General features: G+C 70.6%; 20 protein-coding genes. 17 read left to right on the top strand and 3 right to left on the bottom strand.

The genetic code is table 11. The annotated features are described in order from the left end of the window. Nucleotides 1-5 precede the first annotated feature (5 nt). The gene (locus tag ACE3T5_RS09060) at nucleotides 6-1,139 is read right to left on the bottom strand and encodes an ABC transporter substrate-binding protein (protein WP_374666699.1); all 1,134 of its coding nucleotides are present in this window, start codon (nucleotides 1,137-1,139) and stop codon (nucleotides 6-8) included. 46 nt (nucleotides 1,140-1,185) lie between these two features. Further along, nucleotides 1,186-1,554, bottom strand: a complete 369-nt coding sequence (locus tag ACE3T5_RS09065) for a hypothetical protein (protein ID WP_374666701.1) — start codon at nucleotides 1,552-1,554, stop codon at nucleotides 1,186-1,188. A gap of 203 nt (nucleotides 1,555-1,757) precedes the next feature. Here ACE3T5_RS09065 and ACE3T5_RS09070 point away from each other — a divergent pair, with 203 nt between their 5' ends. The 17 genes from ACE3T5_RS09070 to ACE3T5_RS09150 all read left to right on the top strand — a co-directional run bounded on the left by ACE3T5_RS09070 (nucleotide 1,758) and on the right by ACE3T5_RS09150 (nucleotide 21,607). Further along, nucleotides 1,758-2,237: a MarR family winged helix-turn-helix transcriptional regulator gene (locus ACE3T5_RS09070; protein WP_374666703.1), complete on the top strand. Its 480-nt coding sequence runs from the start codon at nucleotides 1,758-1,760 to the stop codon at nucleotides 2,235-2,237. A 65-nt stretch (nucleotides 2,238-2,302) separates the two neighbouring features. Further along, nucleotides 2,303-4,057: an NADH-ubiquinone oxidoreductase-F iron-sulfur binding region domain-containing protein gene (locus ACE3T5_RS09075; RefSeq protein WP_374666705.1), complete on the top strand. Its 1,755-nt coding sequence runs from the start codon at nucleotides 2,303-2,305 to the stop codon at nucleotides 4,055-4,057. Next, entirely contained in the window at nucleotides 4,044-6,830 is a 2,787-nt protein-coding gene (gene fdhF, locus ACE3T5_RS09080; protein ID WP_374666707.1) for a formate dehydrogenase subunit alpha, read from the top strand. Before ACE3T5_RS09075 ends, fdhF begins: the two co-directional genes overlap by 14 nt. Nucleotides 6,831-6,902: 72 nt before the next feature. Further along, complete coding sequence (locus ACE3T5_RS09085; RefSeq protein WP_374666709.1) at nucleotides 6,903-7,457, top strand: DUF3305 domain-containing protein; 555 nt, start codon at nucleotides 6,903-6,905, stop codon at nucleotides 7,455-7,457. Further along, on the top strand, nucleotides 7,450-8,061 hold the full coding sequence (locus ACE3T5_RS09090; RefSeq protein ID WP_374666711.1) for a DUF3306 domain-containing protein: 612 nt from the start codon (nucleotides 7,450-7,452) through the stop codon (nucleotides 8,059-8,061). Before ACE3T5_RS09085 ends, ACE3T5_RS09090 begins: the two co-directional genes overlap by 8 nt. Continuing rightward, nucleotides 7,988-10,075, top strand: coding sequence for a 4Fe-4S binding protein (locus ACE3T5_RS09095; protein ID WP_374666713.1), 2,088 nt, complete (start codon nucleotides 7,988-7,990; stop codon nucleotides 10,073-10,075). Before ACE3T5_RS09090 ends, ACE3T5_RS09095 begins: the two co-directional genes overlap by 74 nt. After that, nucleotides 10,072-10,689, top strand: a complete 618-nt coding sequence (locus ACE3T5_RS09100) for a molecular chaperone (RefSeq protein ID WP_374666715.1) — start codon at nucleotides 10,072-10,074, stop codon at nucleotides 10,687-10,689. The genes ACE3T5_RS09095 and ACE3T5_RS09100 overlap by 4 nt, the downstream gene beginning before the upstream one ends. Nucleotides 10,690-10,850: 161 nt before the next feature. Continuing rightward, nucleotides 10,851-11,060 (top strand): twin-arginine translocation signal domain-containing protein, encoded by a 210-nt coding sequence (locus ACE3T5_RS09105; RefSeq protein WP_374666717.1) that lies wholly within the window; start codon nucleotides 10,851-10,853, stop codon nucleotides 11,058-11,060. 22 nt (nucleotides 11,061-11,082) lie between these two features. Next, nucleotides 11,083-14,046, top strand: coding sequence for a formate dehydrogenase subunit alpha (locus tag ACE3T5_RS09110; RefSeq protein WP_374666719.1), 2,964 nt, complete (start codon nucleotides 11,083-11,085; stop codon nucleotides 14,044-14,046). A 10-nt stretch (nucleotides 14,047-14,056) separates the two neighbouring features. Continuing rightward, a complete protein-coding gene (fdh3B, locus tag ACE3T5_RS09115) occupies nucleotides 14,057-14,674 on the top strand; it encodes a formate dehydrogenase FDH3 subunit beta (RefSeq protein ID WP_374666721.1) in 618 nt (205 codons plus the stop codon). Continuing rightward, nucleotides 14,671-14,898 carry a hypothetical protein gene (locus tag ACE3T5_RS09120; protein WP_374666723.1) on the top strand — a complete coding sequence of 76 codons (228 nt, stop codon included), beginning with the start codon at nucleotides 14,671-14,673 and terminating at the stop codon, nucleotides 14,896-14,898. Before fdh3B ends, ACE3T5_RS09120 begins: the two co-directional genes overlap by 4 nt. Then, nucleotides 14,882-16,096 (top strand): formate dehydrogenase subunit gamma, encoded by a 1,215-nt coding sequence (locus ACE3T5_RS09125; RefSeq protein WP_374666725.1) that lies wholly within the window; start codon nucleotides 14,882-14,884, stop codon nucleotides 16,094-16,096. Before ACE3T5_RS09120 ends, ACE3T5_RS09125 begins: the two co-directional genes overlap by 17 nt. A 19-nt stretch (nucleotides 16,097-16,115) precedes the next feature. Continuing rightward, nucleotides 16,116-16,490 carry a hypothetical protein gene (locus ACE3T5_RS09130; RefSeq protein WP_374666727.1) on the top strand — a complete coding sequence of 125 codons (375 nt, stop codon included), beginning with the start codon at nucleotides 16,116-16,118 and terminating at the stop codon, nucleotides 16,488-16,490. Between the two features lie 83 nt (nucleotides 16,491-16,573). Then, entirely contained in the window at nucleotides 16,574-17,419 is an 846-nt protein-coding gene (locus ACE3T5_RS09135; RefSeq protein ID WP_374666729.1) for a formate dehydrogenase accessory sulfurtransferase FdhD, read from the top strand. Nucleotides 17,420-17,480: 61 nt separating this feature from the next. Then, nucleotides 17,481-20,000, top strand: a complete 2,520-nt coding sequence (locus tag ACE3T5_RS09140; RefSeq protein ID WP_374666731.1) for an ABC transporter permease — start codon at nucleotides 17,481-17,483, stop codon at nucleotides 19,998-20,000. A 25-nt stretch (nucleotides 20,001-20,025) separates the two neighbouring features. Beyond that, the gene (locus ACE3T5_RS09145; protein WP_374666733.1) at nucleotides 20,026-20,430 is read left to right on the top strand and encodes a group II truncated hemoglobin; all 405 of its coding nucleotides are present in this window, start codon (nucleotides 20,026-20,028) and stop codon (nucleotides 20,428-20,430) included. 7 nt (nucleotides 20,431-20,437) lie between these two features. Beyond that, nucleotides 20,438-21,607, top strand: coding sequence for a dipeptidase (locus tag ACE3T5_RS09150; protein WP_374666735.1), 1,170 nt, complete (start codon nucleotides 20,438-20,440; stop codon nucleotides 21,605-21,607). Nucleotides 21,608-21,703: 96 nt separating this feature from the next. On the opposite strand, the gene ACE3T5_RS09155 is transcribed toward ACE3T5_RS09150, so the two are convergent. Next, a complete protein-coding gene (locus ACE3T5_RS09155; protein ID WP_374666737.1) occupies nucleotides 21,704-22,678 on the bottom strand; it encodes an IS110 family transposase in 975 nt (324 codons plus the stop codon). Between the last annotated feature and the right edge of the window lie 337 nt (nucleotides 22,679-23,015).

Below are 23,015 nucleotides of genomic sequence, written 5' to 3' on the forward strand. Positions count from 1 at the left end.
CGCGCTCAGTACCGCAGGTTGCCGCTGTTGTCCACGATGGCGAGCTCCACGTAGCTGGAGCCGTTGTGGGATTGTGGCGAGTACTTGGCCACGAACTTCCCGAAGCTGATTTCGCCGGCCGACTCCATGGCCTTGATGAAGCTGTCAGTGCTGAGGTTCTTGCCGGCGCGGCGCAGGCCCTCCACCAGCAGGCGGGCGTGCACGAAGCCCTCGAACTGCGAGGCCGAGGGCACGGCCTCCGGTGCCTTCTCGCGCAGCAGCTTCAGGTACTCGGCCACCACCGGCACCGAGCTGTTGCGCAGGGACGGCATGATCTGCGCCAGCACGATGCCGCGGGCCTGCTCCTTCAACTCCTTGTTGATCACGTCCAGGCTGGCGACGGAGAAGCCGTAGAAGCTGGGCTTGCCGCCGGTCTGCAGCACGGCGCGCACGAAGTTCGGGAACGTGGTGCCCGCGGTGCCGAGGATCACCGCCTGCGGCTGCACGGCCACCGTCTGCTGCGCCGCGGCCTTGAAGTCCGGCTGCTTGGGATCGACCTTGACCTCCGCCAGGAAGGGCAGGGCCTCGGCGGCGGAGGCGGCCTTCAGCTCGGTCAGCAGCGCCTTGCCGAAGGGGTCGTCCTGGTAGAAGACGGCGACGCGCGTGATGCCCGTTCGCTTGAGCTGGCCCACGATGGCGCGGGCCTCGTTGGCATAGCCGGCGCGCACGTGGAACAGGAACGGATTCACGTTCTCGCGGAAGCTGGAGGCGCCCGTGACGGGTCCGAAGATGACGGTGCGCGTCTCCTGCGCCAGCGGCAGGATGGCCCCCGTCTGCGCCGTGCCAGTGTTGTTGAAGATCATGAACACCTCCTGCTCCTGGATCAGCTTGCGGGTGTTCTCGACCGCGCGCTTGACGTCGAAGCCATCGTCCAGGGTGGTGTAGCTGATCTTGCGGCCGTGCACGCCGCCGGCCGCATTGACCGAGTCGAAGTAGAGCTGCGCGCCGACGCCGTATTCGCGTGTCTGCGGTCCGAGCGGGCCGCTCAGCACCTGGGAGGCGCCAAGGCGGATCTCGGTGGGCGTGACGCCCTTGTCGCCGGCGTGGGCGGCGGCCGCCAGCAGCAGGGCCAGGGCGGCGGGGAGGATGCGTTGGAACATGGGGTGGACTCCGGTTGGGGCCCCGATGGGCGCGGGGCGGTGGGACTCAGTGGCGGGTGGGGCCAGGGCTTGCCAGGCTGCGCGCCAGGCCGGCGGGCAGCAGGCCCTGGAACAGGGGGGTGAGCGCGGTCACGGTGCGGGTGGCGGCGGCTTCGCCGTCACGCGCGGCCAGCGTGGCCAGCAGCTCGTTGCGCAGGTCCCAGAGCACCCAGGCGTCACAGGCCGTCGCCACCCGCAGGTGCAGGCGGCTGGCGGTGCGGCCGGGGCCCAGGGCCTCCAGCATGGCCAGGCGGATCCGCGCGAGTTCTTCGGCGGTGGCGGTGCGGGCGGGCTGGGCAGACGGTGGCGCGTCACCGCGCGACGCGCGGCTTCCCCAACGAACGGCCCAACCCAGGCTGTCGAACTTCCAGCTCATGGGACTTGTCTCCTCATGGGGGCCGGTGGTCCGGCCTCGATGGGTCCAGTATTGTTATCAACGATAAACAATTCAAGCCGGCGAGATCGGTGGTTTCCCTGATGACGCGCCCCTGGTTCGTGGTGCCCTTTTGGTGATGGCCCATCAGCTTCTGGCGAGATGTCGGCTTGCCCGGCCCGGCGTGATCCCGTATAAGCGTCGCCATGGTCAAGCCTGCTGCCGACACCCCGCGAACCCCCGCCCGTGCGCTGGACCAGCGCGAGCTGCGCCGCTTCCCCGGCTACCTGCTGGCCCGCTCGCGCTACGTCGCCTTCAAGGCCTTCGAGTCCGCCGTGCGCGAGAGCTGCAACCTGCGGCCGGTGGAGTTCTCGGTGCTGCTGCTCATCGCCGGCAACGAAGAGGTGACACAAGGCCAGCTGTCGCAGGCGCTTGGCGTGGCGCCGCCCAACATGACCGGCATCCTGCGGCGGCTGGAGCAGCGCGCCCTGCTGGAGCGCGAGCGCGCCGCGCGCGATGCGCGGCAGCAGCACCTGACGCTCACGCCCGCGGGGCTGGGCATGGTGCGTGAGGCCCAGGCCGCCATCCGCCAGGCCGACCGCGCCTGGCTGCAGCGGCTGAGCCGCGCCGAGCAGGCCATGCTGCTGGAGTTGCTGGAGAAGCTGGTCGACGGCCCGCGGGGCTGATCCGACCCCCGCGCCGCCCGCGGTGGCCGGGCGGACCCTGCAGGCGCTAAAGTGGCGCCTGACCGATGAACCCAGACCGACCCGATTCCCCGAGACCCGTGACTGCCGTGCTCGGTAGCCCGGATGACCTGCGCGAGCGCATCCGCCGTGGCGCCCGGCTGAAAGGCCGTCAGCCCGAGGCGACCGCGCTGGAGGAGGTGCGCGCCTGCATCGGGCCACGCCCGCCCGAGGGGCACCGGCCGGACCTGCTGATCGAGCACCTGCACCGCCTGCAGGACCAGTGGGGCGGCCTGCACCCGGCGCACCTGGTGGCACTGGCGCGCGAGATGAACCTGCCGCTGGCGCAGGTGCAGGAGGTGGCGAGCTTCTATCACCACTTCGACCTGCTGCGCGAGGGCGAGACGCCCGCCGGCCTGACGGTGCGCGTGTGCGACGGCCTGGGCTGCGAGCTGGCAGGCGCCGCCCACGTGCGCGAGCGCCTGCCTGCCCTGCTGGGCGAGGGCGTGCGCGTGCTGCCCGCCCCTTGCATCGGCCGCTGCGACCAGGCGCCCGCCGCGCTGGTGGGCCAGGTGGCGGTGCCACAGGCCAGCGAAGAGCGCGTGATGCAGGCGGTGGTGGCGCAGGCCGCGCGCGGCGCCGGCGAGATCGGCCGCGCGCTGGGCGTGAGCGACCACGTGGACTACGACACCTATCGCGCGCAGGGCGGCTACTCGCTGGCGGCGGCGGTGGTCAACGGCGAGGAGGATGCCGAGGTCGTGCTCCGCGCGCTGGAGGACGCCGGCCTGCGCGGCCTGGGTGGCGCGGGCTTTCCGGCCGGGCGCAAGTGGCGCATCGTGCGCGAGCAGCCGGCGCCGCGCCTGATGGCGGTGAACATCGACGAAGGCGAGCCCGGCACCTTCAAGGACCGCCACTGGCTGGAACGCGACCCGCACCGCTTCCTGGAGGGCGTGCTCATCGCGGCGCAGGTGGTTGGCACCGAGGCCGTCTACATCTACCTGCGTGACGAGTATCACGACTGCCGCGTGATGCTGACTCGCGAGATCGCCCGCCTGCAGGCGGAGCCGCCGTGCCCGCTGCCGCACATCGAGCTGCGGCGTGGTGCCGGCGCCTACATCTGCGGCGAGGAGTCCGCGATGATCGAGAGCATCGAGGGCCGGCGCGGCGAGCCGCGGCAGCGCCCGCCCTACATCGCGCAGGTGGGGCTGTTCGGCCGGCCCACGCTGGAGCACAACTTCGAGACGCTGTTCTGGGTGCGTGACATCGTGGAACGCGGCCCCGCGTGGTTCGCCGGCCCCGGACGCAACGGCCGCAAGGGCCTGCGCTCGTTCAGCGTCAGCGGCCGCGTGGCGAAACCGGGCGTGAAGCTGGCGCCGGCCGGCATCACCCTGAACGAACTCATCGAGGACCATTGCGGCGGCATGCAGCCCGGCCACGATCTGTATGCCTACCTGCCCGGCGGCGCCTCCGGCGGCATCCTGCCCGCCTCCCTGGCCGATGTGCCGCTGGACTTCGACACGCTGCAACCGCATGGTGCCTTCATCGGCTCGGCCGCCATCATCGTGCTGGGCCGGCAAGACCGCGCGCGCGACGCCGCGCTGGCCATGATGCGCTTCTTCGCCGCCGAGAGCTGCGGCCAGTGCACGCCCTGCCGCGTGGGCACGGCCAAGGCGGCGGCGCTGATGGAAGCGCCGGTGTGGGACCAGGCCCTGCTGGAGGATCTGTCGCGGGTGATGGCCGATGCCTCCATCTGCGGCCTGGGGCAGGCGGCGCCCAACCCGATCCGCTGCGTGCAGAAGTACTTCGCTCATGAAATCGCCTGACCTGCCCCGTGTGGACTTCCTGCTCGATGGCCGGCCGGCGCAGGCGGTGGCGGGGGAGAGCATCCTGCACGCCGCGCAGCGCCATGGCGTGGCCATCCCGCACCTGTGCCACAGCGACGGCCTGCGGCCCGACGGCAACTGCCGCGCCTGCGTGGTGGAGGTCGAGGGCGAGCGCACGCTCGCGCCGAGCTGCTGCCGCGCCGTCACGCCCGGCCTGCAGGTGCGCACCGACAGCGAGCGCGCGCGCCACAGCCAGCGCATGGTGGTCGAGCTGCTGCTGGCCGACCTGCCCGAGCAGGGCCGCAAGTGGACGCCCGCCGGCCAGCACGGTGAACTGAGTGACTGGGCGGCCCGGCTTGGCGTGGCGCCGCGGCGCGCCCTGCGCCGGCTGGAACGCGAGCAGCCCGCACCGGATGACTCGCACCCAGCGATGCGTGTCAACCTGGAAGCCTGCATCCAGTGCACGCGCTGCGTGCGTGCCTGCCGCGAGGAGCAGGTCAACGACGTGATCGGCTACGCCTTCCGCGGCGCGCAGTCGAAGATCGTGTTCGACCTGGATGATCCCATGGGCCACAGCAGCTGCGTGGCCTGCGGCGAGTGCGTGCAGGCCTGCCCCACGGGCGCGCTGATGCCGCGCACGCTGGTCGGTGACCAGCGCGTGGACCGCGAGGTCGAGTCGGTCTGCCCCTTCTGCGGCGTCGGCTGCCTGCTCACCTACAAGGTGCGCGGGGGCCGCATCGTCGCGGTGGACGGCCGTGACGGGCCGGCCAACCACGGCCGGCTGTGCGTGAAAGGCCGCTTCGGCTTCGACTACGTGCACCACCCGCATCGGCTCACGAAGCCGCTGATTCGCCGGCCGGACGTGCCCAAGGACGTGAACGTGATGCGTGACCCGGCGCGCTGGGACGAGGTGTTCCGCGAGGCCAGCTGGGAGGAAGCGCTGGAAGCCGCCGCCGGTGGCCTGCGCAAGCTGCGCGACACGCACGGGCCGAAGGCGCTGGCCGGCTTCGGCTCGGCCAAGGGCACGAACGAAGAGGCCTACCTGTTCCAGAAGCTGGTGCGCACCGGCTTCGGCAGCAACAACGTGGATCACTGCACGCGCCTGTGCCATGCGTCCAGCGTGGCGGCGCTGCTGGAGGGCGTGGGCTCCGGCGCGGTGAGCAACCAGGTGAGCGACGTGGCCCACGCCGAGCTGGTGCTCGTGATCGGCTCCAACCCCACCTCCAACCATCCGGTGGCGGCCACCTGGATGAAGAACGCGGCGCGCGCCGGCACCCGCATCGTGCTGGCCGATCCGCGCGTCACCGACCTGGGTCGCCATGCGTGGCGCGTGCTGCCCTTCTGGCCCGATACGGACGTGGCGCTCGTCAACGCGATGATCCACACGATCATCGAGGAGGGCCTGGCGGACCAGGCCTTCCTGGCCGCGCGCACCAGCCACTTCGACGCGCTGCGCGAGAGCGTGCAGGCCTTCGCGCCGGAGCGGATGGCCGCCGTCTGCGGCATCCCGGCCGAGACCATCCGCGAGGTGGCGCGTGCCTTCGCCACCGCCAAGAGCGCCATGATCCTCTGGGGCATGGGCGTCAGCCAGCATGTGCACGGCACCGACAACGTGCGCTGCCTGATCGCGCTGTGCAGCGTGGCCGGCCAGATCGGCAAGCCCGGCAGCGGCCTGCATCCCCTGCGCGGACAGAACAACGTGCAGGGCGCGAGCGACGCCGGCCTGATCCCGATGATGCTGCCCAACTACCAGCGCGTGGACAACCCGCAGGCCCACGCCTGGTTCGAGCGGTTCTGGGGCACGCGGCTGGATGACCGCCCGGGCTACACGGTGGTGGAGATCCTGCACAAGGCGCTGGCGCCCGACGACGACCCGCACAAGGTGCGCGGCATGTACATCGTGGGCGAGAACCCGGCCATGAGCGACCCGGACCTGAACCACGCCCGCGAGGCGCTGGCCTCGCTGCGGCATCTGGTGGTGCAGGACATCTTCCTGACCGAGACGGCCTGGCTGGCGGATGTGGTGCTGCCCGCCACCGCCTGGCCCGAGAAGACCGGGACCGTCACCAACACCGACCGCATGGTGCAGCTCGGCCGCCAGGCCATCGAGCCACCGGGCGAGGCGAAGCCGGACCTCTGGCTGATCCAGCAGATCGCGCGTCGCATGGGCCTGCAGTGGCACTACCTCGGTGAGCATGCCGGCGTGGCGGCCGTGTACGAGGAGATGCGCCAGGCCATGCACACGGCCATCGCCGGCATCACCTGGGCGCGCCTGCAGCGCGAGGGCAGCGTCACCTATCCCTGCCTGAGCGAGGACGACCCGGGCCAGCCCATCGTCTTCACCGACCACTTCCCCACCGCCGACGGCCGCTTGAAGCTGGTGCCCGCCCAACTGGTGAGCGCCAACGAGCAGCCCGATGCCGACTATCCCCTGGTGCTGATCACCGGCCGCGTGCTGGAGCACTGGCACACCGGCAGCATGACGCGCCGCACCGACGTGCTGGCCGCGCTGGAGCCGGTGGCGACCGCGTCGTTGAACGGGCGCGAGCTGCAGCGCCTGGGCCTGACACCCGGCCAGAAGGCGCGCATCGCCTCCCGCCGCGGCGAGGTGACCTGCCGCGTGCGGCAGGATGACGGCACGCCCGACGCCACGGTGTTCATGCCCTTTGCCTATGTGGAGGCGGCGGCGAACCTGCTGACCAATCCCGCGCTGGATCCGTTCGGCAAGATCCCGGAGTTCAAGTACTGCGCGGTGCGCGTGGCAGCGGCCTGAGGCACTGGTCGGTGCGTCGCGGCAAACCCGCACGCGCCGACCGTCGCGCCGAAAGCGGCTAATCTCCGCCCCATGGTCGAACCCGTCCGCCCCCGTCTGACCGTGGCCGTGGTGATGCGCCGCGTGCGCATCGACAACCGCTGGCAGCCCTGGCGCTGGGAGCTGGCCGAGGTGCTGCCGGATGACGGCGCCTTCGGCACGGAACCGCGGCTGCTCGTGGACGATGCGGCCGAGCAGCGCTGGCTGCACCCGGGCTTCGAGGTCGAGCTGTTCCGCGACGACGCCGAGGGCTACATCCTCAATGCCACCACGCCCGCGCCGTGCTGGTTCGTGCTGTGGCGCATGGAGGAAGAGGCGTCCGTGGCTGCCGAGCCCATGGCCCGCCCGGCCATGGTCAGCCTGAGCTACCACGATGCAGGCCGCTGGCTGGATGCGCAGGAGACGGTGGAACAGGTGCCCGCCCCGGCGGAGGTGGTGGCCTGGATGCGTGACTTCGCCGAGGCGCACTACGTGCCCGAGCCCAAGAAGCGCAAGCGGCCGGACAGCTTCCGGCCCCTGCAGGACCGTTTCGGCCAGCCGGCCTCGGTGTCCACCGGCAAGCCTTCGCGCGGGGGCGGCCATGGCTGAAGGCGGGCGCGACGAGGGCTTCCTGGGCCGCTGGGCGCGGCGCAAGGAAGCCGCCCGCACCGGGCGCGAGCTGCCCGAGCCGCCGCCGGCCGCGCCTGGGGTGGCCCTGCCGGCGAAGGCCGTGCCCGCCGCCGGTACGGCCTCCACCACCGCCGCCGACGCACCGCCTGCGGCGGTACCGCCCGCTCCGCCGCCGACGCTCGAAGAGGCGCAGGCCCTCACCCCGGCCAGCGATTTCAGCCGCTTCGTGCGCGCCGACGTGCCGCCGGACGTGCGCAACACCGCGATGAAGAAGCTCTTCGCCGATCCGCACTTCAACGTGATGGACGGCATGGATGTCTACATCGACGACTATTCCAAGCCCGACCCGCTGCCGCTGGCGATGGCGCGGCAACTCGCCGGCGCGCGCTTCCTGAAGCTGTTCGACGAGGATCCGGAAACGGAAGGCAGGGATCGTGCGAATGACCCCACGGCCGGATCCGTGGCAGAGTCGGGCCCCGGTGAGGCGGGCGTTCCCGCGGCCGAAGACGATGCCGACCCTGATCTGCGACTGCAACCAGACGATGCCCCTGGACCCGAAGGTCCTGGGCAAGACCCTCGATGAGAACCTGACGCTGCACAGCACGCTGTGCCGCCGCGAGGCCCCGGCCTTCCAGCAGGCCGTGCGCGGCCCCGGTGAAGTGGTGGTGGCCTGCACACAGGAAAAGCGGCTGTTCGCTGAACTGGCGCGCGAGACCGAAGGCGCCGTGGCGCCCGTGCGTTTCGTGAACATCCGCGAGACTGGTGGCTGGAGCGCCGACGCCCGCGCCGCCGGCCCCAAGATCGCCGCCCTGCTGGCCGCCGCCCGCCTGCCGGAGCCTGAGCCCGTGCCGGTGGTCAGCTACCGCAGCAGCGGCCGCCTGCTGGTCATCGGCGCGCTGGAAGCGGCCGAGAAGTTCGCCGCGCTGATCGGTGACAGCCTGCAGGCCACGCTGTTCGCCACCGGCGGCAGCGGCGCGCAGGAGCGCCGCCACCCGGTGCTCGCCGGCCGCATCGAGCGGCTGGCCGGCTGGCTCGGCGCCTTCCAGCTCGCATGGAAGAGCGACAACCCGATCGACCTGGACCTCTGCACGCGCTGCAATGCCTGCGTGGCGGCCTGCCCCGAGGGCGCGATCGGCCTGGACTACCAGATCAACCTGGAGGCCTGCCGCGGCCATCGCGCCTGCGTCAAGGCCTGCGACGCGGCCGGCGCCATCGACTTCTCCCGCGAGCCCGCGTCCCACACCGACACCTTCGATCTGGTGCTGGACCTGCGGGCGCAGCCGGCCTTCCTGCAGCACGCGCGGCCGCAGGGCTACTTCCACCTGCCGCCCGCGGAGGCCGAGGGCCCGGCCGCGCTGCAGGCGGTGCTGCAACTGCGCGAGCTGGTGGGGGAGTTCGAGAAACCGCGCTTCGTCAACTACCGGCAGAAGCTCTGCGCCCACAGCCGCAACGAGCTGGTGGGCTGCAACGCCTGCGTGGACATCTGCTCGGCCGAGGCCATCAGCAGCCAGAAGGAGCGCCAGCAGATCCAGGTGAACGCCAGCCTGTGCGTGGGCTGCGGGGCCTGCACCACGGTGTGCCCCACGGGCGCGCTGTCGTATGCGTATCCGAAGGCGGTGGATCTCGGCACCCGCATCCGCACGCTGCTGTCGACCTACACCCAGGCCGGCGGCCGCGCGCCCATGCTGCTGCTGCACAGCCAGCAGCGCGGCCAGACGCTGGTGGAGGAACTTGGCCGCGCCGCCCGCGTGGGCGCGGCACAGGGCGTGCCCGCCCAGGTGATGCCGCTGGCGCTCTGGCACACGGCGAGCCTGGGCCCGGATGTGTGGCTGGCCGCGGTGGCGCAGGGTGCTGCGCACGTCGCCGTGCTGATCACCGACGAGGAGGCGCCGCAGTACCTGGAGGGCCTGCAGGCGCAGATGGACATGGCGCAGGCCGTGCTGCAGGGCCTGGGCTATGCCGGCAGCCACTTCAGCCTGCTGCGCGCGCGCCATCCGACCGAGCTGGATCAGGAGCTGCAGTTGCTGCGCGCGCGTGCCGGTGCCGTGCCCGCCGAGCCCGCGCGCTTCGCGCTCGCGCCGGAGAAGCGCACCACGCTCGATCTGGCGCTGGACCACCTCATCACCCACGCGCCGCACCGTCCCGAGGCCATCCCGCTGCCGGCGGGCGCGCCTTTCGGCGCCGTGCAGGTGGATGGCGACCGCTGCACGCTGTGCATGTCCTGCGTGGGCGCCTGTCCGGCCGGTGCGCTGCGCGACAACCCGCAGGCCCCGCAGCTGCGCTTCCATGAGGCGAGCTGCGTGCAGTGCGGCCTGTGCGTGAAGACCTGCCCGGAGGACGCCGTGTCGCTGCTGCCACGGCTGGTGCCCGGCCCGGCCCGCCGCGAGGTGCGCGTGGTCGCGGAGACCAGGCCCTATGGCTGCATCCGCTGCGGCAAGCCCTTCGGCACCCAGAAAGCCATCGAGGCCATGCTCGGCAAGCTCGCGGGCCACGCCATGTTCCAGGGCGCGGCGCTGGAGCGGCTGAAGATGTGCGCCGACTGCCGCGTGATCGACCTCTATTCCGCCACCGACGAACGCCGGATCACCGACGCATGACCGACACCGCGCGCGCGAGCACCGCCCTGGACGAGGAGACCGCCCGGGCCGAGATCTACGGCCTGCTGGCCCGCCTGTACTACGCCCCGCCCCCGCCGGAGCTGATGGCCGCCCTGCGCGTGGCCGTGACCGAGGCGCCCGCGGCCGGCGCCTTCCTGGAGGAGCCGTGGCGCACCCTGGTCGGCAGCGCGCGTGCGGTGACAGACGCCGAGGTGGCGCAGGAGTACGACGCGCTCTTCGGCGGCGTCGGCAAGCCCGAGATCTACCTCTTCGGCTCGCACTACCTCTCCGGCTACCTGAACGAGAAGCCGCTGGCTCGCCTGCGCGACGATCTGGCGGCGCTCGGCCTCACCCGCGACGAGGCCATGCCCGAGACCGAGGACCACGTCGCCTACCTGTGCGAGGTCATGCGCTACCTGATCGCCGGTGACGATGTCGCGGTGTGCAATCTCACCCGCCAGCGCGACTTCTTCGCGGCGCATCTCCAGCCCTGGCTGCCGGCTCTGTGTGACGCGCTCGCGGCCCATCCGGCAGCCCGCTTCTATGCCGCGCTGGCCGGCTTCACGCGGGCCTTCGCCAGCGTGGAGGCGCAGGGCTTCGACCTGCTGGCCTGAGACTTCGTCTCAAATTGCGACACGTCGACGGCAGGGTCTGGGTTTACCCTGAGACCTGTCGGGTCGGTTATTGCATGCAAACGATTGCCGCGGGGCGCGCGCTGGACTAGAGTATGAACAGCCGTGCATAGCAGTCGCACGCGCATTGCAAGGAGACAACCATGTCCGACCGCAAGGTCCAGCCCTCGCGCCGGGGCTTCATGCTCGGCGCCGCGGCCGCCAGTGCCGCGACCGCCGCGGTGGTGAGCCTGCCGAAGGCCCCGCTGCCTGCCGAAGCCGCCCGTCTTGAGACGCCGCCCGCGCCCGAGCGCGGCGGCGGCTATCACGTGTCCGAGCACGTGAAGCAGTACTACAAGACCACGCTCATCTAACGCCCATCCGCTGGAGCGATCCATGTTGCTGACCAAGAAGTCGGGCGCCTCCGAGGCGCACGCACGCACCCCCTTCGTCCACAGCCTGCAGCGCGGCCTGAGCACCGCCCTGCCCACCATGGACCGCCGCGGTTTCCTGCGCCGCTCCGGCCTGGGGGTCGGCGTGGGCCTCGCCGCCTCGCAGCTCACCCTGGTGAAGAAGGCGCGCGCCGCCGGCTCCGGCCCCGGCATCGGGGACGGCAAGATCGAGGTCAAGCGGACGGTCTGCACGCACTGCTCGGTCGGTTGCGCGATCGACGCCGTGGTCGAGAACGGCGTCTGGACCCGCCAGGAGCCGGTCTTCGACTCCCCCATCAACCTGGGCGCGCACTGCGCCAAGGGCGCGGCGATCCGCGAGCACGGCCATGGCGAGTACCGCCTGCGCTACCCGATGAAGCTGGTCAACGGCAAGTACCAGCGCATCAGCTGGGACCAGGCCTACACCGAGATCGCCGAGCGCCTGATGGCCCTGCGCAAGGCCAGCGGCCCCGACTCCGTCTACTGGGTCGGCTCCTCCAAGCACAACAACGAGCAGGCCTACCTGCTGCGCAAGTTCGTCAGCTTCTGGGGCAGCAACAACTGCGACCACCAGGCGCGCATCTGCCACTCCACCACCGTGGCCGGCGTGGCCAACACGTGGGGCTACGGCGCCATGACGAACTCGTACAACGACATGCAGAACAGCAAGTGCGCGTTGTACATCGGCTCCAACGCCGCCGAGGCGCACCCGGTGAGCCTGCTGCACATGCTGCACGCCAAGGAGACCGGCACGAAGATGATCGTGGTGGATCCGCGCTTCACCCGCACCGCCGCCAAGGCCGACGAGTACGTGCGCATCCGCTCCGGCAGCGACATCCCGTTCCTGTTCGGCGTGCTGTACCACATCTTCAAGAACGGCTGGGAAGACAAGAAGTACATCAACGACCGCGTCTACGGCATGGAGGACGTCAAGAAGGACGTCATGGCCAAGTGGACGCCCGACAAGGTCGAGGAGGCCTGTGGCGTGCCCGAGGCCCAGGTGGCCAAGGTCGCCGAGATGATGGCGAAGAACCGGCCCTCCACCATCGTGTGGTGCATGGGCCAGACGCAGCACACCATCGGCAACGCGATGGTGCGCGCCTCGTGCATCCTGCAGCTCGCGCTGGGCAACGTGGGCGTCTCCGGCGGCGGCACCAACATCTTCCGCGGCCACGACAACGTGCAGGGCGCCACCGACGTCGGCCCCAACCCCGACTCGCTGCCCGGCTACTACGGCATCGTCGAAGGTTCCTGGCGCCACTTCGCCAAGACCTGGGGCGTGGAATACGACTGGATCAAGGGCCGCTTCGCCGCCCCGGCGATGATGACCAAGCCCGGCATCACCGTCTCGCGCTGGATCGACGGCATCCTGGAGAAGAACGAGCTGATCGACCAGGATCCCAACCTCAAGGCGGTGTTCTTCTGGGGCCACGCCCCCAACTCGCAGACCCGCGGCCTGGAGATGAAGCGGGCCATGGACAAGCTGGACCTGCTGGTGGTGGTGGACCCGTATCCCTCCGCCACCGCCGCCATGGCGGCCATGCCCGGCAAGCCCGAGGACCTGAACCCCAACCGCGCCGTGTACCTGCTGCCGGCGGCCACGCAGTTCGAGACCAGCGGCTCCTGCACCGCGTCGAACCGGTCCATCCAGTGGCGCGAGATGGTGATCGAGCCGCTGTGGGAGAGCCGCAGCGACCACATGATCATGTACCAGCTCGCCGAGAAGCTGGGCTTCGGCAAGGAACTGGTCAAGAACTACAAGATGCAGAAGGTCAAGGGCCTGGACGAGCCCGTGCCCGAGGACATCCTGCGTGAGATCAACAAGTCGGTCTGGACCATCGGCTACACCGGCCAGAGCCCGGAGCGCCTGAAGGCCCACATGCGCCTGATGGCCCACTTCGACGTCAAGACGCTCAAGGCCAAGGCCAGCGTGAAGGACAAGGAGACCGGCTACGACATCGAGGGCGACTACTTCGGCCTGCCCTGGCCCTGCTACGGCACGCCGGCCCTCAAGCACCCCGGCTCCCCCAACCTGTACGACACCAGCAAGCACGTGATGGATGGCGGTGGCAACTTCCGCGCCAACTTCGGCGTGGAGCGCGCCGGCGTCAACCTGCTGGCCGAGGACGGCTCGCACAGCAAGGGCTGCGACATCACCACCGGCTACCCCGAGGTCGACCACCTGCTGATCAAGAAGCTCGGCTGGTGGGGCGAGCTCACCCCCGAGGAGCAGTCCGCCGCCGAAGGCAAGAACTGGAAGACCGACCCTTCGGGCGGCCTGATCCGCGTGGCCATGAAGAACCACGGCGTGCACCCGTTCGGCAACGCCAAGGCGCGCGCGGTGGTCTGGAACTTCCCGGATCCGATTCCGCAGCACCGCGAGGCGCTGTACAGCACCCGGCCCGACCTGGTGGCCAAGTACCCCACGCACGACGACCGCAAGGCCTTCTGGCGCCTGCCCACGCTGTACAAGACGGTGCAGGCGAAGAACGTGGCCGACAAGGTGCACGAGAAGTTCCCGCTCATCCTCACCTCCGGCCGCCTGGTCGAGTACGAGGGCGGCGGCGAGGAGACGCGCGCCAACCCCTGGCTGGCCGAGCTGCAGCAGGAAGCCTACGTGGAGATCAACCCCAAGGCCGCGGCCGCGCGCAACATCCGCAACGGCGATCGCGTCTGGCTGAAGTCGCCCACCGGCGCCCAGCTCAACGTGCAGGCGCTGGTCACCGAGCGTGTCGGCCCCGACACGGTCTGGATGCCGTTCCACTTCTCCGGCCGCTGGCAGGGGCAGGACATGCTGGCCTACTACCCCAGCGGCGCGGCGCCGGTGGTGCGTGGCGAGGCGGTGAACACCGCCACGACCTACGGCTACGACAGCGTGACCATGATGCAAGAGACCAAGACGACCGTCTGCAACATCGAGAGAGCGTGAGGAGACCCTGATGGCCCGCATGAAATTCATCTGTGACTCCGAGCGCTGCATCGAGTGCAACGGCTGCGTCACGGCCTGCAAGAACGAGCACGAGGTGCCCTGGGGCGTGAACCGCCGGCGCGTCGTCACCCTCAACGACGGCGTGCCGGGCGAGCGCTCGGTCTCGGTCGCCTGCATGCACTGCAGCGACGCCCCGTGCATGGCCGTGTGCCCCGTCAGCTGCTTCTACCGCACCGAAGAGGGCGTGGTGCTGCACGACAAGGACACCTGCATCGGTTGCGGCTACTGCAGCTACGCCTGCCCCTTCGGCGCGCCGCAGTTTCCCTCCGCCGGCACCTTCGGCGTGCGCGGCAAGATGGACAAGTGCACGTTCTGCGCCGGCGGCCCCGAGGCCCATGGCTCGCAGGCCGAGTTCGAGAAGTACGGCCGCAACCGCCTGGCCGAAGGCAAGCTGCCGGCCTGCGCCGAGATGTGCTCCACCAAGGCGCTGCTCGCCGGTGACGGCGACGTGGTGGCCGACATCTTCCGCAACCGCGTGCTCAAGCGCGGCAAGGGCGCCGAGGTGTGGGGCTGGGGCACGGCCTACGGCTCCAAGCAGGCGGGCCAGCCCGCGGGAGCCAAGTCATGATCCGCCCGTTCGTCATCGCGCTCGCCGTCGGTGCCGCTGGCCTGGCCGGCTGCGCCGAGAAGGAACAGACCGCCACCGGCATCAAGGGCGATGCGCCGCCCTTCGCCGGCACCGGCAAGCCCTACGTGGCGCCGGGCTGGAAGCCGGGCGACCGCAACAGCTGGGAGCAGCAGCTCAAGGTGCGCACCGTCCAGGGGCAGAACGACTATGCCAAGGTTCAGTAGCACCCTGGCCGCGTTCGGCTTCGCGCTGTCCGTGGCCTGCGCGGGGCCGGCCTTCGCCCAGGGCAAGGTCGCCCCCCACGACGAACCACCGGCCCCGGCGCAGGCCGCCCCCGGCGGCATCCAGAGCCAGAACATCTTCGACGTCAAGCCGGAGGTGAAGCGCGACGCGTCGTCCGAGGCCGGCTACGACAAGCAGACCAACGCACAGCGCAATGCCGTGCAGCCCGGCAACAACTCGCCCATGTGGCGTGACGTGAAGCAGGGCCTGGCCGGCTACAGCAGCCTGCCGGCCAGCCAGGCGCCCGAGGCGGGCGTGCTGATCCAGCCGCAGGTGCAGTACCCCGGCAGCCGCCTCACCACCGCCGGTGAAGCGTGGCGCCAGGTGCGCAACAACTGGATCATCCCCTACGGCGCGGCCTTGCTCGCCATCATCCTGCTGGCCTGCGCGATCTTCTATTTCACCAAGGGCACCATCGAACTGCACGGCGCCGAGACCGGCCGCAAGGTGGAGCGCTTCACGCCCTTCGAGCGCGCCGCCCACTGGTCGAACGCCATCGCCTTCTGCGTGCTGGCGATCTCCGGCATCGTCATGGCGTTCGGCAAGTTCTTCCTGCTGCCGGTGATCGGCAGCACGCTGTTCGGCTGGCTGACCTACGCCCTGAAGACGATGCACAACTTCGTCGGGCCGCTGTTCGTGGTGTCGCTGGTGATCGTGTTCGTCACCTTCGTGCGCGACAACCTGCCCCAGCGCGGTGACCTGCAATGGCTGCTGCATGGCGGCGGCCTGTTCGGCAACAAGGAGGTTCCGTCCAACCGCTTCAATGCCGGGGAGAAGGCGCTCTTCTGGGGCGGGGTGTTCCTGCTCGGTCTGGTGGTGGCGGCCTCCGGCCTGGTGCTGGACAAGCTGATCCCGAGCCTGCTGTACGACCGCGGCACCATGCAGGTGGCCCACATGATCCACGCTGTCGCGGCGGTGCTGATGATGGCCATGTTCATCGGCCACATCTACATGGGCACGCTGGGCATGCGCGGCGCCTTCGATGCCATGAAGACCGGCTACGTGGACGAGACCTGGGCCAAGGAGCACCACGAGTACTGGTACGACGACGTCAAGGCCGGCAAGATCCCCGCCCAGCGCAGCAAGCCGGCCACGCTGTCCGCGCCCGGTGCGGCCGACACGCCGGCGAACGCGGCCTGACCGCGCAGGAGACCTCTACATGACGACCCGCATCACCCTGTGCGCCCTGGCCCTGGTGGCTTCGGGCGCCGCGTTCGCCAAGATCCCCGCCCCCGTGCTGGACGACGCCGCCAAGGCCAAGGCGGCCGAGGCCGCGGCCAAGACGGCCTGGCAGGGCAAGGTGGACGGCTACCAGCTCTGCAAGGCGCAGGACCGCGTGGCCGCCCACTACAAGAAGGCCTCCGGCGGCAAGGATGCCAAGGCCGCCGCGGCGCCCGCGGCCGGTGCGGCGCCTGCCACGCCGGCGTGTGCCGACCCGGGGCCCTTCGTGTACCCGCCGCCCGCGACCGCTGCCGCACCCGCGGCGGCCACCACGACCGCCGCCGCCGCCAAGGCCCCCGCCAAGAAGCCCTGAGGCACCGCGGCCCACGTGGCCGTGCCCTGCGCCCGGGCCGCAGGATGCGGTAGCCTGCGGCCTCCCGCATCCTGTCGCCCGCCATGCCCCTGCCCCAGCTCACCGAGGCCCGAGCGCCGCTCACCCGCGCCATCGAGGCGATCACGCCGCAGGGCACGCGCGAGGCCGTGCAGATCCCGGCGGAGCGACCCCTCACGATCTACGTCGACAAGCGCGAGCTGGTCACGCTCATGACCCTGGGCGCGCGGCCCGAGTGGCTGGTACTGGGCTACCTGCGCAACCAGCGGCTGGTGCGTGCGGTGGACGAGGTGGAGTCGATCACGGTCGACTGGGAGGTGGGCGCCGCCGCCGTGCGCACCCGCGGCGGCATCGACCACATCGAGGCCCGCACGGCCAGCCGCGTGGTCACCACCGGCTGCGGCCAGGGCACGGTGTTTGGCGGGCTGATGGACGAGCTGGAGGCCGTGCAGCTGCCGCCGGCCACGATCACGCAGGCCCAGCTGTACGGCGTGCTGAACGCGATCCGCCTGCAGGAGAGCACCTACAAGTCGGCCGGGTCGGTGCACGGCTGCGCGCTGTTCCGCGGGGAGGAGATGCTGCTGTTCGTGGAGGACGTGGGCCGCCACAACGCCATCGACACCATTGCCGGCTGGATGTGGCTGCGCGAGCCGCAGGAGACCGGCGCCGACAAGGTCTTCTACACGACCGGCCGGCTCACCAGCGAGATGATCATCAAGTCGGCGCAGATGGGCGTGCCCATCGTCGTCTCGCGCAGCGGCATCACGCAGATGGGCCACGAGGTCGCCCAGCGGCTGGGCCTGTGCGCCGTCGGTCGCGCGGTCAACCGCCAGTTCCTCTGCTATGCCGGCCACGACCGGCTGCTGCTGCAGCCGGAGCTGGCCCCGCCCCGCCTGCGCAGCGGCGACTGACGCCGCCGCGGCACAGACCCTGCTCACTTCCACCTGAGAGTTTTCAGGTAAGGTCCGCGGCATGTCGACATCCCCCTGGACCCTGGGCTGGCGCACGCTCTGGCGTGACCTGCGCGCGGGCGAGCTGCGCCTGCTGATCGTGGCCGTCACGCTGGCGGTGGCCGCGCTCACGGCGGTGGGCTTCTTTGCCGACCGGCTGAAGTCCGGCCTGGGTCGCGACGCGCGCCAGCTGCTGGGCGGTGACGCGGTGGTGGTGAGCGACCAGGCCACGCCGGCGGCGTTCATCGAGCGTGCCCGTGCGCTGGGCCTGCAAGGCGTGACGACGCTGCTGTTCCCCTCCATGGGCCGCGCCCCCGAGGCCCAGGGCGGCGCCGCGCGCCTGGTGGCGCTGAAGGCGGTGCCGCCCGGCTACCCGCTGCGCGGCCGCCTGCAGACCACGACCTCGCCCGACCAGCCCGGCCAGCCCACGCGCGACGTGCCGGCCCCGGGCGAGGCCTGGGTGGACGCCCCGCTGCTGGAGGCGCTGGGCCTGAAGGTGGGTGACCCGCTGCTGCTGGGCGATGCCACGCTGCGCATCGCCCGCATCGTGACGGTGGAGCCGGACCGCGGCGGCGGCTTTCTCAACTTCGCGCCGCGGGTGATGATCGCCACCGAGTCGCTGGCCGCCACGCGGCTGGTGCAGCCGGCCAGCCGCCTCACCTACCGCTTCGCGGTGGCGGGCGCCGACCGCGATGTCGCCCGCTTCTCCGAGTGGGCCATCGCCGAGGCGGCCAAGCCCGAGGTGCGCGGCGTGCGGGTGGAGTCGCTCGAAGGCGGGCGGCCGGAGATGCGGCAGACGCTGGACCGCGCGGAGAAATTCCTGAACCTGGTGGCCCTGCTGGCCGCGCTGCTGAGCGCGGTGGCGGTGGCGCTGGCCGCACGCGGCTTCGCCTCGCGCCACCTCGACGACTGCGCCATGCTGCGCGTGCTGGGACAGAGCCAGCGCACCATCGCGCTGGCCTACACGGTGGAGTTCGCGGTGATCGGCGTGGTCGCCAGCCTGCTGGGCGTGCTGGCGGGCTTCGGCGTGCACTTCGTCTTCGTCGCGCTGCTGAGTGGCCTGATGGAGACGGCGCTGCCGGCGCCGGGGCTGTGGCCGGTGGCCTTCGGGCTGGGCATGGGCCTGACCCTGCTGCTCGCGTTCGGCCTGCCGCCGGTGCTGCAGCTCGCGCAGGTGCCGCCGCTGCGGGTGATCCGCCGTGACGTGGGCAACCTGCGCCCGGCCTCGCTGCTGGTGCTGGGGGTGGGCGTGACGGGCTTCGCCGCGCTGCTGCTGGCCGCCAGCAGCGATCTCAAGCTGGGCGGCATCGCGGTGGGCGGCTTCGCTGGCGCGGTGGTGGTCTTTGCCGGCCTGAGCTGGCTGGCGGTGAAGCTGCTGCGCCGGGTGGTGAGCGAGACCACCGCCCCGCGCTGGCTGGTGCTGGCCACGCGCCAGATCGGCGCCCGGCCGGCCTATGCGGTGGTGCAGACCAGCGCGCTCGCGGTCGGCCTTCTGGCGCTGGTGCTGCTGGTGCTGCTGCGCACCGACCTCATCGCGAGCTGGCGCGCCGCCACGCCGCCGGACGCGCCGAACCGCTTCGTCATCAACGTGATGCCCGAGCAGAGCGAGGCCTTCGTGCGCACGCTGCGCGGCGAGGGCGTGAAGCGGCTCGACTGGTACCCCATGTTCCGCGGCCGCCTGGTGGCGGTGAACGGGCAGCCCGTCTCGCCCGACAGCTACACCGAGGACCGTGCGCGCCGTCTGGTGGACCGCGAGTTCAACCTCTCGCACGCGGCCGACAAGCCGCCCCACAACGACATCGTCGCCGGCCGCTGGCAACCGGAAGAGGCGGGCGCGGTGAGCGTGGAGGACGGCATCGCGGCCACGCTGGGCCTGAAGCTGGGCGACACCCTGCGCTTCGACATCGCCGGCGTGCAGAGCGAGGCGCGCATCACCTCGTTGCGCAAGGTGGACTGGAGCTCCATGCGCGCCAACTTCTTCGTCATGTACCCGGTGAGCGAGCTGCCCGACGTGCCCGTCACCTACATGGGCTCGTTCCGCGCGCCGGAGCGCAAGGGCTTCGACAACGCGCTGGTCAAGCAGTACCCGAACATCACCAACGTGGACATGAGCGCCACCATCAGCCAGGTGCAGGCCGTGCTGGACAAGGTGATCCGCGCGGTGGAGTTCCTGTTCGGCTTCACGCTCGCGGCCGGCCTGGTGGTGCTGTTCGCCGCCGTCACCGCCACGCGCGAGGAGCGGGCGCGCGAGTTCGCCATCATGCGCGCCGTCGGTGCGCGCGCCAGCCTGCTGCGGCAGGTGCAACGTGCCGAGCTGGCGGGCGTCGGCCTGCTGGCAGGTTTCCTGGCCAGTGCCGTCGCCGCGGTGGTGGGCTGGGGCCTGGCGAAGTACGCGTTCGACTTCGCCTGGACCGCATCGCCCTTCGTGCCGCTCGTCGGTGCCGTCGCCGGTGCGTTGCTGGCGCTGGCGGCCGGCTGGTGGGGCCTGCGCGAGGTGCTGCAGCGCCCGGTGGTGGAGACGCTGCGCCGGGCGGCGGAGTAGGTGCGGCCGGGCGACAATCCGGCCCATGCAGTCCGCCGAACAGCAACCCCACGCCACCCCCTTCGACTGGATCGGTGGTGAAGCGAAGGTCCATGCCCTCGTGGAGCGCTTCTACGACCTGATGGATCTGGAGCCGAAGTACGCGGCCCTGCGCGCCGCGCACGGCAGCGACCTGGTGCGCGCGCGCCAGCACCTCTTCTGGTTCCTCTGCGGCTGGCTGGGCGGACCGCCGCACTACACCGACCGCTTCGGCCACCCGCGGCTGCGCATGCGGCACATGCCCTTCAAGATCGGCATCCTCGAACGGGACCAGTGGCTGGCGTGCATGGACCAGGCCATGGGTGAGGTGGGTGTCGATGCCGAGTTGCGCACGCGGCTGAACCAGAGCTTCTTCCAGACGGCGGACTGGATGCGCAACACCCCGATGTGAGGCCGGCATGACCAAGCGCTTCTGGCTCTCTGCCCTGGCCGCCCTGGTGCTGATCGCCCTCGGCCTGTTCTTCTTCGTCGTCCCGCGCGAGGTGGATCGCCGCATGAACGGCGTGGCGATGCCGCCCGGCTACGAGGCCACGCCAGCGGCGCGCACCCTGCACGGCCGCCTGTTCGTGGCGGACCTGCATGACGACGCGCTGCTGTGGTCGCGAGACCTGCTGCGCCGCCATGACTATGGCCACACCGACCTGCCGCGCCTGCAGGACGGGCGGGTCGCGCTGCAGGTGTTCTCCACTGTGACGAAGTCGCCGCGCGGGCTGAACTTCGAGCGCAACCCGTCCGACAGCGACACCATCACCGCGCTGGTGATGGCGCAGCGCTGGCCGCCGCGCACCTGGGGCAGTCTGCTGGAGCGGGCGCTGTACCAGAGCGAGAAGCTGCATGCTGCGGCAGCCGCCAGCGGCGGCCGCATGCAGGTGGTGCGCACGAGCGGCGAGCTGAAGGCGCTGCTCGCGAGTGGCGGCCTGGGTGGCGGCCGACTGGCGGCCCTGCTCGCCACCGAGGGCCTGCATCCGCTGGAGGGGCGGCTGGAGAACGTGGACCGCCTGTATGACGCGGGCTTCCGCATGACCGGCCTCACCCACTTCTTCGACAACGAGCTGGGCGGCTCGGCCCACGGCATGGAGAAGGGCGGCCTCACGCCCTTCGGCCGCGAGGTGGTGCGGCGGCTGGAACAGAAGAAGATGATCGTGGATCTCGCCCATGCCTCGCCGAAGGTGGTGGACGACGTGCTCGCGATGGCGAAGCGGCCGGTGGTGGTGTCGCACACCGGGGTACAGGGCACGTGCCCAGGGCCGCGCAACCTGAGTGATGACCAGCTGCGCCGCATCGCCGCGAACGGCGGCGTGGTCGGCATCGGCTACTTCCACGGCGCGGTGTGCGGGCTGAGCCTGGGCGACATCGTGCGGGCGATCCGGCATGCGGTGCGGGTGGCGGGCATTGCGCACGTGGCCCTGGGCTCTGACTTCAATGGCGCCACCCGCACCGCCATCGACGCCACCGGGCTGCCGCTGGTGACGCAGACGCTGCAGCAGGCCGGCTTCAGCGAAGCGGAGATCATCGCCATCATGGGCGGCAACGTGCAGCGGTTGCTGCTGGCGCAGCTGCCGGAGTGAGGGAGGCACTGGGAACGCTGGGGTTGCGCTGACGCTCCACCCCAGCCTACGAAATGCGGCTGGTCATGGGGCTTCCTGTAGATACTGTCTCGCGAATCAAGTGTGAAGGGCCGGGTTGAAGGGCTTTCCTGATTTCAGGACGCCGTAGGCGATCGCCAGGAGCTTGCGCATCAGGGCGCCGAGAACCAGCTTCTTAGGCTTGCCTGCGGCAAGCAGCCTGTGGCTGAAGGCCTTGCCCCAGGCGGTCTTGGTCATTGCCACCACGGCAGGCATGTACAGGGCTCGCCGGATCGCACTATGGCCCTGCTTGGACAGCCGGGGCTTGCCCTGCACGCTCGAGCCCGACTCGTGCTTCCTGGTGTCCAGGCCCGCGAAGGCCACCGCCTGTGCGGTCTTCTCGAACCTCAGTTCGCCTCCGTAGTGGCTCAGCAGGGTGCTGATCGTCTTGTCTCCCACTCCGGGGATGGAGTCCAGCAGATCGCGCTGCTCACGCAGCGTTGGGTCACCATCCACATCCTTGGCGATTTGCCGCTCGATCTGCTGGATCTGCCGATCCAGCACGGCAATGACCTGCTCGATGCTCGTGCGCACCTCCTCGGTGGCAGTGACCTCCAGGCGGTTGCTCTCCTGCGTGCGCAGATCCAGCAGCGCCTCGCGCCTGGCCACCAGGGCACACAAGCGGCGCACACTCTTGGCCGCAGGTCTCCACGCCTGCGGTACGTGCATCGCGCAGAAGTCGGCGATGACACGCGCGTCGACCGCGTCGGTCTTGGTGCGAACCCCCTGCGTGCCGGCAAAGGCCTTGATCTGGGCCGGATTGATCACGCTGACCGTGACGCCCTGGTCGACCAGTTCGGTGGCCACAGCCTCCCAGTACACCCCGGTGGCCTCCATGCACACGTGAGCCTTGACCACGCCTTGCTTGGCCAGCCAGGCGCGCAGCTCGACAAACCCCGCGGCCGTGTTGGCCACCACTTTGGACTTCCACTTGCCTGCGGGCAGCTTCAAGGCCACGTCCAGCTTGGCCTTTGAAACATCGATGCCAACAGAGTGCAGCTTTTCCTCTTCCATGTCCGATCAACCTTGTGAATGCGGGCTCCGGCAAAGCCGGGCAGAAAGATACTGTCCGATCTTTGGACAGGACGGGAAAAAAGGAGCGGGCGCCGCTTGATCTACGCTGCGGGCTTGGGGCCTGAAGGCTGGGGGCGGCGTGCACCCGCTCCGATCGGCTTTCGCCGAACTCTGAAAAATCAGGGCAACACAATACAAGGCTGGGGTGGAGCGCAGCGCAACCCGTGCGCCCGTGAAGGCGCGTAACCAGTGCGGTGGAAGTCCGCATCGAAGGAGGTCATTGACTTCGTAGCTGAAGGTAACTGCGTCGCCGCGAGGCGGGGTGGAGAGCAACCGG

It is taken from the genome of Ramlibacter sp. (assembly GCF_041916345.1).
Lineage (GTDB): Bacteria > Pseudomonadota > Gammaproteobacteria > Burkholderiales > Burkholderiaceae_C > Ramlibacter.

What these genes read in the sequence shown, in the direction of transcription:
- ACE3T5_RS09060 (WP_374666699.1), bottom strand. Translation starts at nt 1,139, where the DNA reads ATGTTCCAACGCATCCTCCCCGCCGCCCTGGCCCTGCTGCTGGCGGCC.
- ACE3T5_RS09065 (WP_374666701.1), bottom strand. Translation starts at nt 1,554, where the DNA reads ATGAGCTGGAAGTTCGACAGCCTGGGTTGGGCCGTTCGTTGGGGAAGC.
- ACE3T5_RS09070 (WP_374666703.1), top strand. Translation starts at nt 1,758, where the DNA reads ATGGTCAAGCCTGCTGCCGACACCCCGCGAACCCCCGCCCGTGCGCTG.
- ACE3T5_RS09075 (WP_374666705.1), top strand. Translation starts at nt 2,303, where the DNA reads ATGAACCCAGACCGACCCGATTCCCCGAGACCCGTGACTGCCGTGCTC.
- fdhF (WP_374666707.1), top strand. Translation starts at nt 4,044, where the DNA reads ATGAAATCGCCTGACCTGCCCCGTGTGGACTTCCTGCTCGATGGCCGG.
- ACE3T5_RS09085 (WP_374666709.1), top strand. Translation starts at nt 6,903, where the DNA reads ATGGTCGAACCCGTCCGCCCCCGTCTGACCGTGGCCGTGGTGATGCGC.
- ACE3T5_RS09090 (WP_374666711.1), top strand. Translation starts at nt 7,450, where the DNA reads ATGGCTGAAGGCGGGCGCGACGAGGGCTTCCTGGGCCGCTGGGCGCGG.
- ACE3T5_RS09095 (WP_374666713.1), top strand. Translation starts at nt 7,988, where the DNA reads ATGCCGACCCTGATCTGCGACTGCAACCAGACGATGCCCCTGGACCCG.
- ACE3T5_RS09100 (WP_374666715.1), top strand. Translation starts at nt 10,072, where the DNA reads ATGACCGACACCGCGCGCGCGAGCACCGCCCTGGACGAGGAGACCGCC.
- ACE3T5_RS09105 (WP_374666717.1), top strand. Translation starts at nt 10,851, where the DNA reads ATGTCCGACCGCAAGGTCCAGCCCTCGCGCCGGGGCTTCATGCTCGGC.
- ACE3T5_RS09110 (WP_374666719.1), top strand. Translation starts at nt 11,083, where the DNA reads ATGTTGCTGACCAAGAAGTCGGGCGCCTCCGAGGCGCACGCACGCACC.
- fdh3B (WP_374666721.1), top strand. Translation starts at nt 14,057, where the DNA reads ATGGCCCGCATGAAATTCATCTGTGACTCCGAGCGCTGCATCGAGTGC.
- ACE3T5_RS09120 (WP_374666723.1), top strand. Translation starts at nt 14,671, where the DNA reads ATGATCCGCCCGTTCGTCATCGCGCTCGCCGTCGGTGCCGCTGGCCTG.
- ACE3T5_RS09125 (WP_374666725.1), top strand. Translation starts at nt 14,882, where the DNA reads ATGCCAAGGTTCAGTAGCACCCTGGCCGCGTTCGGCTTCGCGCTGTCC.
- ACE3T5_RS09130 (WP_374666727.1), top strand. Translation starts at nt 16,116, where the DNA reads ATGACGACCCGCATCACCCTGTGCGCCCTGGCCCTGGTGGCTTCGGGC.
- ACE3T5_RS09135 (WP_374666729.1), top strand. Translation starts at nt 16,574, where the DNA reads ATGCCCCTGCCCCAGCTCACCGAGGCCCGAGCGCCGCTCACCCGCGCC.
- ACE3T5_RS09140 (WP_374666731.1), top strand. Translation starts at nt 17,481, where the DNA reads ATGTCGACATCCCCCTGGACCCTGGGCTGGCGCACGCTCTGGCGTGAC.
- ACE3T5_RS09145 (WP_374666733.1), top strand. Translation starts at nt 20,026, where the DNA reads ATGCAGTCCGCCGAACAGCAACCCCACGCCACCCCCTTCGACTGGATC.
- ACE3T5_RS09150 (WP_374666735.1), top strand. Translation starts at nt 20,438, where the DNA reads ATGACCAAGCGCTTCTGGCTCTCTGCCCTGGCCGCCCTGGTGCTGATC.
- ACE3T5_RS09155 (WP_374666737.1), bottom strand. Translation starts at nt 22,678, where the DNA reads ATGGAAGAGGAAAAGCTGCACTCTGTTGGCATCGATGTTTCAAAGGCC.